The organism is Rhodovulum steppense, assembly GCF_004339675.1.
Lineage (GTDB): Bacteria > Pseudomonadota > Alphaproteobacteria > Rhodobacterales > Rhodobacteraceae > Rhodovulum > Rhodovulum steppense.
In genome coordinates this window covers 1-14,150 of record NZ_SLVM01000027.1, presented here as the reverse complement: position 1 = coordinate 14,150, position 14,150 = coordinate 1, and the positions used below count along the sequence as shown (strand labels likewise).

The window sequence follows — 14,150 nt, the reverse complement described above, 5'->3', positions numbered from 1 at the left end:
TCTCGTCTCAACGGTCCGTCTTGCGGAACACGCTGTACTGGAAACTCTGCCGGTTGCCCTTCGGCGTGATGTGCATGTGGCGTCTGGCATCGAGCGTCTCGAACCGGCCCGGAAGCAGTCGGTCGAGTTCCTGCGCCAGCGCCTCTGGCGCATAGCGCACTACCGGCAGGCCCGAGCACATCTCCGGCCCGTCATCGGCAAACGTCGCGATGATCGCGATCCCGCCCGGGCGCAGGGCAACGGACAGGGCACGAGCATACCCGGCGCGATCCTCGGCTGTGGTCAGGAAATGGAACACCGCCCGGTCGTGCCAGACCGCGTAGTCCCGGTCGGGCGTCCACGTCGTGATGTCCGCCTCGATCCACGAAACGTCGTCGGCCTTTGGGCCGAGCCGCTGCCGGCTGACGGCCAGGGCGGCCGCGGAGAGGTCCAGCACCGCGAGAGGTCCGAACCCTTCATCGAGCAACGCGTCGACGAGCCGGGACGCGCCGGAGCCGATGTCGATGAACGGTTCACGCGGCCGCAGATGCGCGCGAACGAGTTCGAGCGACAGGGCTGGCGTGGCCTCGAACCAGGTCAGTTCGTCTTCCGACCTCGCGCCGTAGACCCCGTCCCAATGCTCCTGTCCGCCTGCCATCGTGTGCATGCGTCCACGGTCCGACGGTAACGCATCGTGGCATCATGTGGGATTCTATTCTGCTTTCCCAAAGGTGGACTCCGCGAAGATCGTATCCACCGGACTCCAGTCGGATTCCGGATCCACCGTGGAATCCACTTTCCCGTCCGCTCGAACGCCAATGATCATTGGTTCTTCTCGCCATCAGCCGGACTCCGGGTTCCGGGGTGGCTTCCCAAAAAACCGGTCCTGTCGCTGGCGATGCGCCGCGCTGTGCCCTCCCGTATACGCAAGTGCCCGGAAAGGAACCAGAAACTCCCCGGGCAGGCCCTGGACCCCACGTGGACCCCGGTGCGGAGTCCGGGGTCCATAGAGAGTCCGGTCACGGGTCCGGCGCCTCGGGTTCGCGGTGTCGCGGACCATACAGCTTATCGCCCAGCTGACGGACCAGTTCCCGCTCCGGCCAGCTAAGCCGCTCGTCGTCAATGGAGATGGCCAGCACGCCCTGATCGCGCCAACCGTCGCGTTTCACACGGTCGGGGTCCCGGCGCTCGCCTCCATAGCCCGGAGGATGCCAGCGCATCGTCTTCATGTACGGCCCACCTGCCTCGCCCGTTCCATGGCTGCTCGGGCCTGCTGGGCCCGGCGACGGTCGCGGTCGTTGTCGAAATCGATGCGGCTGAGGCCGGTGTCGCGATCGACATGACTGCCTTCGCCATGGCGCGCCCAGGCTATGAAGGCGTTGCCGATCTTGCCGTGCAGCGCGATCAGGGAACTCTGGTGCGAGACCGCTATGAGGGGCGCGAGATGGCGCGAGAGGAACGGCAGCCAGTCGGCGGGGTTCGGGAGAATGACATGCTCGACGAAGGAGAGCGGCGTTTCGATCAGCACGAAGACGCCATGGATCTCGCTTGGCCAGAACCGGATCTCGAGCGTGCCGCCCAGCATGCCCTCCTCGGTCAGGAGCGTGTGCTCGCAATCGAGGACGCGCTCGAGCGCCCGGTGGAAGTCGATGCGTTCGGTCTCGCTCAGCCGCTCGGCATCGTGATACCAGTCGGGCAGCTCGGTATCGTGGAAGCGGCCGGCGTCGTAGAGGCGCATCCTGTCGTAACTCATGCCTCGGTCTCCTCTTCTGGTTGGGGGTGATGGGGGTGTCGCTGGGCGTCGGGCTTCGCGGCCTCCAGCCGGACAGACAGCGCGTCGAGGGCCGCACGTCGCGCGGCGAGCACGGCCTGCATGCTGGCGGTCAGGCGGGATGAGAGGGTGTCGAGGCGTGCCGCCTCAGTGAGATCGGGTGCGTCGGATCTGGCGCCCGCGATCGACCGCATCTCGAAGCTGGCGAGCGGCCCGAGGCGGTTGGTGAGCCAGGCTTCCGGATCGGGAATGCGGGAGAGATCGACGCGGGCGGTGCGGGCGCGATGGCCGGCGCCTTCCGGGCGCCAGGTCACCTCCGCAGAGGATGGGGACATTCTGCTATTATAGAGATCCCTATAATAGTCATTTGTCCCCTTCCTCTGGCCGTCCTTCTTGGCGGCTTCGCGGGTTGCCCAGAGCTCCGGAAAGCACACTGCCATGTCGGCCGCGTTCTCGAGCACGATGCCGGTGAGCGCCATCAGGTCGCGCCGGGTCGGGCGCAGGTCGGACCACGGCACGAGCGCGTCGACGGTCACCGGCAGAACCACATCCGTGAGCAGGTCGATCTCGAGCGGCGTGGCGGCGGTGCGATTGACGCCGCGCCCGCGGCCCATGGCTTGGATCAGCTCGCCCTCGCAGATGCTCCAGCGCACGGCCTCGGCGATGGGATCGGCGTGTTCCTCCGTCGCGAGCGGCGCGGTCCGGTCGCCGGCAAGCCGGACTCGACGCTCGACCATCGGATACCACCAGCCGGCGTCCTGCGGGTTCGGTGCGGGCATCCGTCCGGTCAGCGCCATCGCGATCAGTTCGACCGTGCGAGGCGCTGGCAGCGTGCGGCCGAGGATCACCATGCCTCCGATGCCGCCCCAGCGGTCGAGACCGCTCAGCGCGTTGAAATGCACCGCCTCGACCCGCGACGGCAGGCCGGCCGACCGGAGCGCGTCGATGGCGGCCTTCTGGCCCACCACGAGCAGATCGATGGCATGGCCGGGGCGATGGCACTGGCGGGCGCGGAGGTCGATCCAGGCGCGGAGGTCACGCAGACGGGTCGCGGCGGCCTTGCGGTCCCGCTCGGGCGCGTCGGCTGAAGGCGTCAGGGCGCGTGCCGAGGTCGGGCTGCCGGTGACCTGGCGGACGCGGACATGGGGCTGGCGCGCGGCGACGGGCGTGCCGATATCGATTCTTGGCAGGTAGGTCTCGACAAGTTCCGGGCGCAGTGTCGCGTCGAGATGCAGGATCGGAGCCTGGGCCGCCCAGCCGGTCCGCATGCGGCTGCGCCAGCGCAGGCGCAGGGCGCGGACCGAGCCGGCCTCGGTCATCTCGTGCACGAGCTCGGCGCCGGCGGCGTCATGGCCGTTCTCCAGCGCCTCGGCGAGGATCAGCCAGAGCGTGGCGCAACGCCCGGGCGGCGCCCATGGCTCGCCCATTTGCGGCAGGACTGCCTCGATCCGCTTGCGCCGCTCGACCGGCGACATGCCCGGCAGGAGCCCGGCATCGCGCATGCGGCGACGTTCCAGCGTCGCGGCATGACGGCAGTCCTCCGGGGTGAGACCCACGGCCTCCAGCAGGCCGAGGCGCAGAGGACCGGGTTCGGTGACCCGCAGCGCCTTGCAGAGCCGCTCCCGCGCGGCGATCAGGTCGGCCGTGGCGCCGACATCCATCTTGCCCTTGCCGGTGTAGCAGGTGAGCGAGGTGCGGCCGGGCTCCAAACCGTCCTGTGTCAGCGTCGCCTTGCCGTCGAGCCCGCGCAGGCCCGACTGCCAGAACCCCTCGTCGATGACCAGAAGCCCGACCTCGCCGATGGCCTGCGGCTTCATGTGAAAGAGGCTGTCATGGGCGCAGACGATGACCTGCGCCGCCTGCGCCAGCGGCTTCTGGCTCTGGTAGCCGCAGTCGTGAAACCAGGGGCAGAGCAGCAGTTCGGCCCCGTTCTTGACCTTGCAGCAGCTCTGCTCGACCGGATGCTCAATCTCGAGCGCGTCGAAGGTCGCCTCGGTGTCGAGGCACATGAGTTGGTCGGGTTTGTCGTCGCTGGGATCGGGCGCGGTGCGGCCTTTCCAGAGCATGGCGTTGAGGCCCAACGCCCCGAAGGCCGAGACCTGCTCCGCGCCGAGATCGTGCCGCGGGACGGCATAGACGACCTTGCGCTTGCCGATCCCGCCCCCGGCGATCAGCTCCGCTATGGCGGCACGCGCGCTCGAGGTCTTGCCGAGGCCCACGTCGACCGGCAGGCCGAGGAGCGGCGACAAGGCCGCCCGCGCCACGATGTTGAAATCCAGCGGATCGCGGTTGGCGTTGGTGTTCCTGGCCTCTTCCTGCGCCGCCTCGACGGCGGCCCAGTAATCCGGGATCGCGGCCATGAAGCCGGCGATGGCCTCGGCCAGGCTGGCGCGGGCCTCCTCGGGCGTGAGGATCGGTTCCGGATAGGTTGGCGGTGGCGGCGGGATCCGGGCCGCGCCGGCGACGAGCGCGGCAACGGCCTCCGGCCTCTCGGAGCAGAAGAGGTCGTTGGCATCGCCCGGGCCGACTGACACTGCGAGGCGACCGTCGACGGCGAGGGCCACCTTCCGCGCCGCCTCGACACCGGGATTTCCATCGCGGTCGGGCTTCAGGTCGTTGTCAGCGACGAGGACAAGATCGGCCTCGGGGAACCGAGCCCGCAGCGCCTCGGCGACCGGCATCAGGTTGCCCGCGTCCATCGCCGCGATCACGGTATGGCCTGTGGCGATGCGCAGGCTGGCGCCGGTCGCCCAACCCTCGCAGATCAGGATGGGGCCGGTGCATTCCTCGAGCGGCGCGGGCTCGGCGCCCACCACCGCGAAATGCTCCTTCTTGACCCCACCGGCCAGGTAGCGCTTGGCCCCGTCCGGTGCGATGGTCTCCAGACTGTGGATCCGGCCGCCGATGTCCTGCAATGGCACGACTAGGCGGCGGCTCGCGTCCATGCGCAGGGCGAGAGGCGCGGCCTGCTTGGCGACCAGATAGGGATAGTGCTCCGGGGCGGGACGCGCGCCAGACCAGATCCGGGCTGCGCGCGCGGCGGCCTCGTCCGCCTGGTTTGGCGCAGCGTCGCCATCGTGATCGACGCGCGCCTCGGAACTTTCTGTGCCCGGTGCCGAAGGCGGCTCGCCCGGATCGTTCGCCGGCATTTCCCGAGGTGCCGGACGCTGGCGCACCGGGCGGTGACGGGCGCCCATGCCGATCCGGTCCGCGATCCAGTCGGTCGCATCCTCGCGGGCCATGCCGAGGTCGCGGCCGACGAGATCCGAGAACCAGCCGCCCCGGCCCTCCTCGTGGTCGAACCACATCCCCGCCCGCGCGCCGCTGACGACGACCGAGAGGCTGCCCTTGCGGCCCCAGCGCCATTCCTGCCCCGCGCAGAAGGTCGGCTTGCCCAGAAGCTCCACCGCGAGTTCCGGCACGCGGGCACGCAGCTCGGCGTCGAAGGCCCGCCAGTCCCGCCCGCTCATCGCCGCCCCCGCGGGATGGGCGCATGCACGCCGGTCGGCAAAGGAGCCGCGGCGGCTTGGTGCGAGAGTTGGCGAAGACGGGCGGACACGGGGGCTGCAGAACCGGATAGGGGCGTCGTTGCCCCCGGTTCTGCCGCGCATCAGACCACCCTCGCGACCTCGGAACCGGTCTGGCCGGCCACGGGCCATCGCTCCGGAAAGGGGTAACCCCTTCCGGCAAGGCGTTGAAATAACGTCAGTTCATGGGTGGACCCCAACGAGCCTAGCGACCCCTGTGGAGCGCCCTCAGCGGCCGCGGCCGATCAGAGGGGTGACCCCTCGTCCGCGCGAACGGGGTGAACGGTTCCGCCCTTCATCGAGACGCCCAGCGTCCGGAGCCGCATTTGCAACAGGGGTATCGAGGGCAATGGTAAAGGCACGGGCCAGAGCCAGCCGCCGTCGTAATCGCGTTGTCCCCAACAACGCGATTGCCGGCGCCTTCGCCGATCCTATCCGGTCTGGCGCAGATCGGGCCCCAGCACCCGCTTCGCGCCGCCGCGCTGTGCCGACGGCAGCCGGATCAGCGTGGCCATGGCGTCGGCCAGCTTGTTCGACACAGGCTCGCCCTCGATCTGCTGCTCGAGAAACCAGTCCATCAGGCATTCCTTCTTGCCCTGGTTCCCCGGTGAAATCCCGAAATGTGCAATCGCCGTCTGCATCAGCTTGAGATAGGGCGTGGTGTAAATCGCATCTGCCGCGCCTTGCGCGGGTCGCACCGGCTCCGGGATGTAATCCGGCCAGATCGCCTTCACGAGGAAACGCGCCACGCGGATGTCGATGAACTCCCAGTCCCGCGCGGTCAGTCGCCCGAACGAATACTTTCCCTCGCGCCACTGCTCCGGGCGGATGCTGGTGTGATAGCCCGAATGCAGACCGAAACCGCTACTACTGCCGCCGTTGCCCCAGCCATGGGTTCGCTCCTCGGTGAAGCGCCCCTGCGCCAGAAGATCCCCGTCTCGCAGCGCGACGAGCAACTCGGTCTCCGCCTCCGCCTTCCAGGCCACTTTGGGGTCCTGCGGCGGGTTCCAGGTCTGGTATTCCGGCACAGGCTTCGGCGGCAGCTTGGCCGCCTCAACCGCGCGCCGCGCGACCGTCACGTTCTGCACATGGGCAAACGCCTCTGCAAAACTCCATTGCGTGCGATCGAGCGTTTGCAGCGACATGGGCGGCCTCGTGAATCGATTGGGGACAGTTCGAACATAATGGGAACGCCCTGAGCCCTCAACCCACCAAGGTGTTGCAACACCTAAGGGGTTCACCCTTTCCTGTCGGTCGCGGGCTGACCCGTTCCGAGGTCGCGGCCGGCGGCGCAATCCGGCACCGATGGATCATGATTTTCGATCCCGGTCCCATTCGTCGCCCCAACCCGCTCGCCCCCTCGGCGATGACGCCCGCAGAACGCCGTACTGAGCTGTGCGGCCTGCTGGCGCTCGGGCTGGTTCGGCTGCGGATGCGCGATGGGGACGAAGTATCTGACGATACTGGAGAACGTTGCCTACACTATCCGCCCGACCAATGCCGTCATGCAACTCCAACGCACCGGAGAAATGCATGAACAAGCCCGATCCCATCCCCGCGCGCCTCGCCGCGCTCAAGACCACGCCGACGCCTGACCTGAAAAAGCAGTGGCGCGACCTGTTCGACAGCGAGCCGCCGCCGTTCAATCGCCGCTACCTCGAGTCCCGCCTGGCCTACCGCATCCAGGAACTCGCCTATGGCGGACTGAAGCCGGAGACGATCCGGCTGCTGGAGCGGCTCGGCGAAGAACTGGACGGCGGCGACCGATCCAAGCGCGGCATCCGCGCCGATCGCGACCGCCCCATCACCGGCACGCGCCTCCTGCGTGAATGGCAGGGCGTCGAACAGATCGTAACCGTCACCGCCGACGGCTTCGAGTGGCAAGGTCGGCCGTACAAGTCGCTGTCCGCCATCGCGCGCGCCATCACCGGCACGCGTTGGAACGGGTGGACCTTCTTCGGGCTGAAGAACCACAGGGGGCGGACATGACGAAGCCGCCGGAAAAATCGAAGGTCGTCCGCAAGCTGCGCTGCGCGGTCTACACCCGGAAATCCTCCGAGGAAGGGTTGGAGCAGGAGTTCAACAGCCTCCACGCCCAGCGAGAGGCCTGCGAGGCCTACATCGCCAGCCAGCGTTCCGAGGGCTGGGTGCTGGTCCGCGATCAGTATGACGACGGCGGCATCTCGGGCGGCACACTGGAGCGCCCCGGCTTGAAGCGGCTGCTGGAGGATATCGAGGACGGTCTGGTCGATGTGGTCGTGGTCTACAAGATTGACCGTCTGAGCCGGTCGCTGGCGGATTTCGCCAAGCTGGTCGAGGTGTTCGACAGGAACGGCGTGACGTTCGTCTCGGTCACGCAGTCGTTCAACACGACTACCTCGATGGGGCGGCTGACGCTGAACATCCTGCTGTCGTTCGCCCAATTCGAGCGCGAGGTTACCGCCGAGCGCATCCGCGACAAGGTCGCCGCCAGCCGGAAAAAGGGCATGTGGATGGGCGGGGTACCGCCGTACGGCTACCGGGTCGAGAACCGGAAGCTGGTAGCCGACGAGGAAAGCGCCGACCATGTGCGCTGGATCTTCGCCCGCTTCCTCGAGATCGGGTCCTGCACCGAACTGGCGCGGGAGGTCGGCGCGCGCGGCATCCGCACGCCGCGCGGCAACCGGATCGACAAGAAATACATCTACCGGATGCTCAGCAATCGCGCCTACATCGGGGAGGCTGTCCACAAGGGCGATAGCTATCCCGGCGAGCACGAAGCGATCATCGACCGCGAGACGTGGGACCGCGTCCACGCCATCTTGCAGGAAAGCCCGCGCAAGCGAGCCGCGCGCACCCGCGCCGACACGCCCGCGCTGCTGAAGGGGCTGCTGTTCGGCCCCGATGGCGCGGCGTTCTCGCCGACACACACCCGCAAGGGCGACAGGCTCTACCGCTACTATGTCAGCCAGACCGTGCTGAAGCATGGCGCCGGATCATGCCCGGTCGGCCGCGTGCCTGCGGGGGAGATCGAGGCCGCCGTCATCGATCAGCTGCGCGCCGTGTTCCGCCAGCCAGAGATCGTCGCGGGAACGTGGAAGGCGGCACGCGCGAAAGACTGCGATTTCACCGAGGCCGATGCGCACGCGGCGTTGCAGCAGCTTGACCCGCTGTGGGACGAACTGTTCCCCGCCGAGCAGGCGCGCATCGTGGCGCTGTTGGTCGAGCGCGTGGACATCGGCACGGAGGGCCTGAACGTGCGCCTGCGCGTCGATGGCCTCGGCGGCCTCGCACGCGAGATGGTGGGCGGCGAGATGGGGCAGGCGGCATGAGCCGGCAAGCGCAGGTTCCAGACACAGTGACGCTCCACGTCCCGTTCCGGATCGTGAAGCGCGGCGGGCGGAAGGAAATGCGGTTGCCGGAAGGCAACGCGCTGCCGCGCCAGGCGGACAACGCGCTGGTCAAGGCGCTGGCCCGGGCGTTTCGCTGGAAACGGATGCTGGAATCGGGCGAGTTTGCTACTATCGCCGAACTTGCTGAGCGCGAGGGTATCGCCTTCACCTACATGGCACGCGTCCTGCGGCTGACGCTGCTCGCGCCCCACGTCATCGAGGCGATCCTGAACGGGAAGCAGGGGCCGGAGGTGACGCTTGCGCAGGTGTTTGAGCCGTTCCCGCTCAGCTGGACGATGCAGAGGGACGAATTCTCAGGCCAAAAGCGCGGCGCTCATCGAAGTCCCACCGCTGCAGAGCCACAGAATTTGTGCCTCTGATAGTTCCAACCCCTTGATTTATGAGCTTTGCCGCGCAATGGTCTAAAGCGAGAGAGGTTACATCAGGCAATGTCAAGAAGAGTTAGCGCGGCCGGTGCTTCGAGCAGTGCAGAGGCTCGAGTACGTAAGGCACTGCAAAAATACTATCTAAGTCCATTAAGGTATCCTGGCGGCAAGCGCAAACTCGCCGCACGAATTGCTATGAAAATGGATTGTCACGGCCTGAACCACTTCGATAGGATCTTTGAACCCTTTGTGGGTGGAGCCTCCGTAACAATAGCGTTTCTTGAAGCCAGAGTTGCTGACCGTGCGGTAATTTCTGATTTGGACCCGCTCGTTGCGGACTTTTGGGCAACAGTTTTCTCGTCTCGCGCTGGCGAGCTTGCAGACCGAGTGCTGGATGCTGAGGTTTCAGTCGATGAATGGATACGACTGCGATCCAATGCCCCGCAAGACCAAATAGAACGTGCTTTCAAGTGCCTATTTTTAAATAGAACATCTTTTTCAGGCGCTTTAAGCGCAACTGCCGGTCCAATAGGCGGCATGGCGCAGAAGTCAGAATACAAGATTGGATGTCGCTACAATCGGTATGCATTGGCGGAAAGAATCTGGGAGCTTTCACGTCTGTCGCACCGCGTTTCGGTTAAGAACACGGACTTCCGCCGGCTTATCGCTTCATACAGGGCAGCTGCCACGCGCCGAGCTATTGTTCCAAATGACTTCTGGTACCTTGACCCACCTTTCTTTCACAAGGCTGACCGGCTCTACAGGATGTGGTTCGCCGATGACGATCACCGAGCTCTGAAGGAGCATCTAGCGTCTGTCCCCGGTAGGTGGTTCTTGTCATACGACAACTGCCCTGAAGCTCGAGCATCGCTACGAAGCCTCCCAGGATACGCGCTTGCTGATATGCGCTACACAGCCAACAAGAAATCGATGATCGATGATATCTCCTCAAAGGAGGTTACCGCCCATAACTTCGCACAGCAAACCGACATCTCGACTGAGGACGCTTTCGGTGACCCAGGTCCGACAAGTGAAGCGCATAGTGGTGAAGCGGCCCAAGTCACAGTCGAGCCGAGCGCAAGACTAGACGCCATCGCGCGGCCCTAACATGGAAGATCCATGCATTTCATGCTGGGGGCCGATGCAATGCAAAGAGATTGGAGCTGAACATGAATAGTATTATCGAGCGTGCGACAGCGGCAACCTCCCCACTCGTGGGACTAGTCGTAGGCGATCCCTCGAATCCGCAAGCGCAAGATAGCCGACGTATCGGCTTCACCCTTTCGATGGACTACAACGAAGCGCTTGTGATGGTACACGACCGTTGGCGAAACGACGTGGAGGGGATACCGCACAACTCCTATCTGCTTGCGGCAACCTTCGATCCTTCGGCATTCGCGACCACGCCACCGGTCGATCGGAGGGTAATCTTGCTTCGCGTGACAGGACGCGCACCGATAGAGACTGACTCTGAGCATCTCAGAGCAATTACGCAGTTCTTTCAGGAAAATCCCGACGTAAGGACGGGCAGGCTTGAGGGACTCGAACCGATCACCGTGAACCGGATGAGTTGGTCGGGAATGCGCGGCCACATACTCGGCACATTTTTCGTCGGTCAAGACAGCAAGCTGCGCATGGGTACCGATATCGAAGACATCTTTGCGACTCGAATGATGCGGGTCTACAAACCTACTCCTACCGCGCTTGAGAAGATCGTCAATTACGTAGATCCAGACCGGGTAAAGAACGCCGAAGATGAGGCCAAAGCTGCTGGCGTCGGAGTTCCAGTTCCGTTCCAAATCGGTACTGTTCGCTACACGTCCACGCAACACATGGCCGAGCGAGGCGGTAGCACAAAGGTACCAGTCTACATCTCACCGGTCGATTTTCTTGCGCGGCGGACAGCTGTGTTTGGAATGACACGAACCGGCAAGTCGAACACGACAAAAACGATGGTGTCGCAGGTAGCGACAACAGCCTTTCAGACCCATCAGCCTATCGGGCAATTGATCTTCGACATAAACGGCGAGTACTCCAATGCAAACGAGCAGGATGCGGGCAGTGCAATCAATGATGTTTTCCCGGACCTGACTGTTCGGTACCGGATTAAGGATACCCCTGGTTTTCGCGACCTCCGTTCGAATTTCTATGATGATCTAACGATCGCAATGGACCTGATCAGGTATGCCGCGGAAGAACAGGGGCACGTGGCCAGCAGCGGTGACTTTAGATCCTTTCTCTCACTCAACCTGGAGCGCCCATCTCAGTCAGATCGATCGGCATCCGTCCGCTGGCACAAGAAGGTGTCAATCATCCGGAGCATCCTATTTACTGCCCAATACGTACCTGATGCCGCGAATGCGCGGCAGCAGCGCTTCACTATGGGCAAAAAAGTTCAGGCTGATCTGATGCGTAAGGGCATCGGGACCAACAAGCTGGATCAATCTCGCCTTGGGGATCTTGACGCCAATGCCACTGAAGATGAACTCGCTGATGCCTGCCGCACGTACTTCAATCTTCGGGAGGCGGGAAGTGAGGTCGTTGGCTCACTGGAAGATGTAACGCGCCTCTGGAGGTCAGTCCGCGAAATTGAACGCGCTGCAGGTGGATACACCAGCGATACCGACGGCATCTTGAGCAAACAACCAACTAGAAATGCTCCTGGCTCTCCTTGGCTCGATGAGACGGAACGCAGCCTGTTGAGTGTGCTTGTTGGAAGGTCCTCGGTCAACGACGCGCCGATAGCAGGGCGACAGGCCATCGGCGCGGCACGCGAATATCACGGGCCGAACGGATCGGGTGAAATAGCACAGGACATATGTGCGCTCTTGAAAAAGGGCAGGATTGTCATCTTGGATCTCTCAGTCGGAAGCCCTTCGATCCGAGAAGAACTGTCTCGGAACCTCGTCCAAGATCTTTTTCGTGAGAGCAGCGGGCGGTTCAACCGGGGCGAACGTCCGCCCCGCATCGTAATCTACGTTGAGGAGGCCCATAATCTAATCGGCAAGAAGGCGGAGTTGACAGAGATTTGGCCGCGCATCGCGAAGGAGGGAGCGAAATATGGGATCGCTTTGGTATATGCGACTCAGGAGCCCAGCTCGATTCACCCGAACATCCTCGCCAATACTGAGAACTTCTTCGTAACGCACCTTAACAATGACAATGAGATAAGAGCTCTTTCCGGCTTCTATGATTTTGCTGACTTTGGCGCTGGCCTCAAAAGGAGTCAGGATGTTGGTTTTGCGAGAATTAAAACACTGTCGGCCAACTTTGTGACGCCAACGCAGATTTTGAAGTTCGAGCCAGATGCGGTTCGTGAAGAGTTCCAAAGGGTCAAGGCAATTCCCAACAACGACTGGTTTAGGCCTCTGCCCGACCTGGAGCATGAATAATGCCATTCGCGAAAGAAACTCCGTCATCTCTTGGTGCGGAGGACATTATGAAGGACTTGGAGGTCCGAGCGCTTTTTGGCCGATGCAGACATCATGTCGATCCGGTGGCCTACCAACAGGAAATCCTGTCTGCGGTTGTGGACGTTACCGATCAGGTCAAGCGCCCGGAGCGCGGCTATGTCATTGCTGCCGATGGATCAAACTACGAGGCATCGGTCTCCGACGGCTTCCCAAGCGCTCGCATGGGATTGCTCAAGATTGGTCAGGTCTGGATTGACACGAAAGCCTATCACAAAATCGACCCGCGGTCTGGAGGCGACCCAGACCCTATTGTTATTGCGAAGCTTGAAAAAGAGAAAAACACATATTCAGTCCCACTCACCGGAGCCGGCATTTATCTAGACAATGAAGGTCCAAGAGAGAGCTTCAGGAGATCAACGTTTGAGGCGTTTAGGTCGTCACGTTTTGAACTCTTGGACGAGGGCCTCGATAAGACGCTCGTAGACCTTCTCGAAATCTCTGGGGAGACGCGGCTAAAGGATGGAAAGCGCCATGTGGTTGTCCCTTCGAACCGGCGGTGTCCAATTACGGGAGAGCTGTTAGGGGTGGATGTTTTTATTCCCGAGGATATCGGCTTTGCGGTGTCGCCACGCGCGGGAAACAGACCTCTTTTCTTGACAGATGTATTGCGATTGTCAGAAGCCTTCGCCGAGGAAGGCAGCAATCAGCAGGCATACACTAGAGCAATGAATGTGCTGGAGCACCTCATACTCGCGCACACTATCATGAGGCTAGACGCTTCGGAACATACGCGCGCCATTTTGGATGGCGCCGTGTTCCTGGTTGATGGTCCTCTAGGAATTTTTGGTGAACCAGCACGCTTACATCGGCCCATCATGAGAATGCTTCATGGAGTCCGTGAAAGGTCTGTCGGCACGCCCCCCTTGATCATGGGTGTAACGAAAAGTGGACGCGTTGTAGATCACGGAAAGCTAATTCAGCCAATGCTGCTTGAACACTTTCCAAAGGGCCGGACGCTTCTCTTACCTATGAGCGACCCATATCGGTATCGCTACGTCGATCTCGGAGCCAAGGATGCAGACTCAAATTTTGGGAACGATACCCACTACGGCCAGGCATTTCTTGTAAGGAGCGCTAACGATAGGATCTTCGAACTGAATTTAGCGTATCCTTTCCCTGTGAAGGCCACCGGCTTCCAGGATCGCAAAGTAGAACTAAGTTACTATCAAGATGACATTGGCCGGGCGATCGGGGTCCTCGAACTCTTCGAGACTGAACTGTATGCCGACGCCAACATTGTCCAGCACCTTGCTCACCGTTGTGCATCGATTTCTCACAGACCCGCGGGCCGAACGCTAGACATGTTCGTGAGGTCCATCATTGGGATCTGACGAGAGAGGCACACCAGGAGAACAAGCATTGAGGGGAATATGACTGAGCCGGGCCAGAGGGATGATGTCGCGCGAATATCCAAGGATACTCTCGCTGCATTGACGGACGTTGCATCCACCGCGCGCGCGCGGCTTGCCGAAAACCGTGCCTCCGGTGCGCACTCGTTCGCGATCATCAATACGTTTACGTCCGGCGAGGCGCTGAAGTCCCTCGGCGTGTTGGATGTCACTGAGAACTGACCCAGCGGCAGTCGGAATTGTCATTGAGATTTGACCCATGTGGAACCTTGCCCCTGACGGAGTTCGTCGGGG

At 62.8% G+C, this 14,150-nt stretch carries 12 protein-coding genes; 7 read left to right on the top strand and 5 right to left on the bottom strand.

Annotated features, from left to right (window positions below):
* Positions 1-7: 7 nt before the first annotated feature.
* The 5 genes from EV216_RS15000 to EV216_RS14980 all read right to left on the bottom strand — a co-directional run bounded on the left by EV216_RS15000 (position 8) and on the right by EV216_RS14980 (position 6,422).
* Positions 8-646 (bottom strand): class I SAM-dependent methyltransferase, encoded by a 639-nt coding sequence (locus EV216_RS15000; protein WP_243642096.1) that lies wholly within the window; start codon positions 644-646, stop codon positions 8-10.
* Between the two features lie 352 nt (positions 647-998).
* Positions 999-1,208, bottom strand: a complete 210-nt coding sequence (locus tag EV216_RS14995) for a hypothetical protein (protein WP_424511189.1) — start codon at positions 1,206-1,208, stop codon at positions 999-1,001.
* Complete coding sequence (locus EV216_RS14990) at positions 1,205-1,732, bottom strand: hypothetical protein (protein WP_132696344.1); 528 nt, start codon at positions 1,730-1,732, stop codon at positions 1,205-1,207. The genes EV216_RS14995 and EV216_RS14990 overlap by 4 nt, the downstream gene beginning before the upstream one ends.
* The gene (locus EV216_RS14985; RefSeq protein WP_132696343.1) at positions 1,729-5,220 is read right to left on the bottom strand and encodes a toprim domain-containing protein; all 3,492 of its coding nucleotides are present in this window, start codon (positions 5,218-5,220) and stop codon (positions 1,729-1,731) included. Before EV216_RS14985 ends, EV216_RS14990 begins: the two co-directional genes overlap by 4 nt.
* Before the next feature lie 488 nt (positions 5,221-5,708).
* Positions 5,709-6,422: a hypothetical protein gene (locus tag EV216_RS14980; RefSeq protein ID WP_132696342.1), complete on the bottom strand. Its 714-nt coding sequence runs from the start codon at positions 6,420-6,422 to the stop codon at positions 5,709-5,711.
* A 388-nt stretch (positions 6,423-6,810) separates the two neighbouring features.
* On the opposite strand from EV216_RS14980, the gene EV216_RS14970 reads away from it, so the two are divergent.
* The 7 genes from EV216_RS14970 (at position 6,811) to EV216_RS14940 (ending at position 14,078) form a co-directional block, all read left to right on the top strand.
* A complete protein-coding gene (locus EV216_RS14970) occupies positions 6,811-7,266 on the top strand; it encodes a DUF2924 domain-containing protein (RefSeq protein ID WP_132696341.1) in 456 nt (151 codons plus the stop codon).
* Positions 7,263-8,588 carry a recombinase family protein gene (locus tag EV216_RS14965; RefSeq protein WP_132696340.1) on the top strand — a complete coding sequence of 442 codons (1,326 nt, stop codon included), beginning with the start codon at positions 7,263-7,265 and terminating at the stop codon, positions 8,586-8,588. The genes EV216_RS14970 and EV216_RS14965 overlap by 4 nt, the downstream gene beginning before the upstream one ends.
* Positions 8,585-9,028: a hypothetical protein gene (locus EV216_RS14960; RefSeq protein WP_243642095.1), complete on the top strand. Its 444-nt coding sequence runs from the start codon at positions 8,585-8,587 to the stop codon at positions 9,026-9,028. Before EV216_RS14965 ends, EV216_RS14960 begins: the two co-directional genes overlap by 4 nt.
* A 69-nt stretch (positions 9,029-9,097) precedes the next feature.
* Complete coding sequence (locus EV216_RS18890) at positions 9,098-10,141, top strand: DNA adenine methylase (protein ID WP_132696339.1); 1,044 nt, start codon at positions 9,098-9,100, stop codon at positions 10,139-10,141.
* Positions 10,142-10,191: 50 nt separating this feature from the next.
* The gene (locus EV216_RS14950) at positions 10,192-12,426 is read left to right on the top strand and encodes an ATP-binding protein (protein WP_165899274.1); all 2,235 of its coding nucleotides are present in this window, start codon (positions 10,192-10,194) and stop codon (positions 12,424-12,426) included.
* 47 nt (positions 12,427-12,473) lie between these two features.
* Complete coding sequence (locus EV216_RS14945) at positions 12,474-13,838, top strand: hypothetical protein (protein WP_132696337.1); 1,365 nt, start codon at positions 12,474-12,476, stop codon at positions 13,836-13,838.
* Positions 13,839-13,877: 39 nt separating this feature from the next.
* Positions 13,878-14,078 (top strand): hypothetical protein, encoded by a 201-nt coding sequence (locus EV216_RS14940; RefSeq protein WP_132696336.1) that lies wholly within the window; start codon positions 13,878-13,880, stop codon positions 14,076-14,078.
* Positions 14,079-14,150 lie beyond the last annotated feature (72 nt).

Bases quoted from the DNA above. Each gene is read 5' to 3' on its own strand.
- EV216_RS15000 (WP_243642096.1), bottom strand. From the start codon at position 646: ATGCACACGATGGCAGGCGGACAGGAGCATTGGGACGGGGTCTACGGC.
- EV216_RS18890 (WP_132696339.1), top strand. From the start codon at position 9,098: ATGTCAAGAAGAGTTAGCGCGGCCGGTGCTTCGAGCAGTGCAGAGGCT.
- EV216_RS14980 (WP_132696342.1), bottom strand. From the start codon at position 6,422: ATGTCGCTGCAAACGCTCGATCGCACGCAATGGAGTTTTGCAGAGGCG.
- EV216_RS14995 (WP_424511189.1), bottom strand. From the start codon at position 1,208: ATGAAGACGATGCGCTGGCATCCTCCGGGCTATGGAGGCGAGCGCCGG.
- EV216_RS14990 (WP_132696344.1), bottom strand. From the start codon at position 1,732: ATGAGTTACGACAGGATGCGCCTCTACGACGCCGGCCGCTTCCACGAT.
- EV216_RS14985 (WP_132696343.1), bottom strand. From the start codon at position 5,220: ATGAGCGGGCGGGACTGGCGGGCCTTCGACGCCGAGCTGCGTGCCCGC.
- EV216_RS14965 (WP_132696340.1), top strand. From the start codon at position 7,263: ATGACGAAGCCGCCGGAAAAATCGAAGGTCGTCCGCAAGCTGCGCTGC.
- EV216_RS14945 (WP_132696337.1), top strand. From the start codon at position 12,474: ATGAAGGACTTGGAGGTCCGAGCGCTTTTTGGCCGATGCAGACATCAT.
- EV216_RS14940 (WP_132696336.1), top strand. From the start codon at position 13,878: ATGACTGAGCCGGGCCAGAGGGATGATGTCGCGCGAATATCCAAGGAT.
- EV216_RS14970 (WP_132696341.1), top strand. From the start codon at position 6,811: ATGAACAAGCCCGATCCCATCCCCGCGCGCCTCGCCGCGCTCAAGACC.
- EV216_RS14960 (WP_243642095.1), top strand. From the start codon at position 8,585: ATGAGCCGGCAAGCGCAGGTTCCAGACACAGTGACGCTCCACGTCCCG.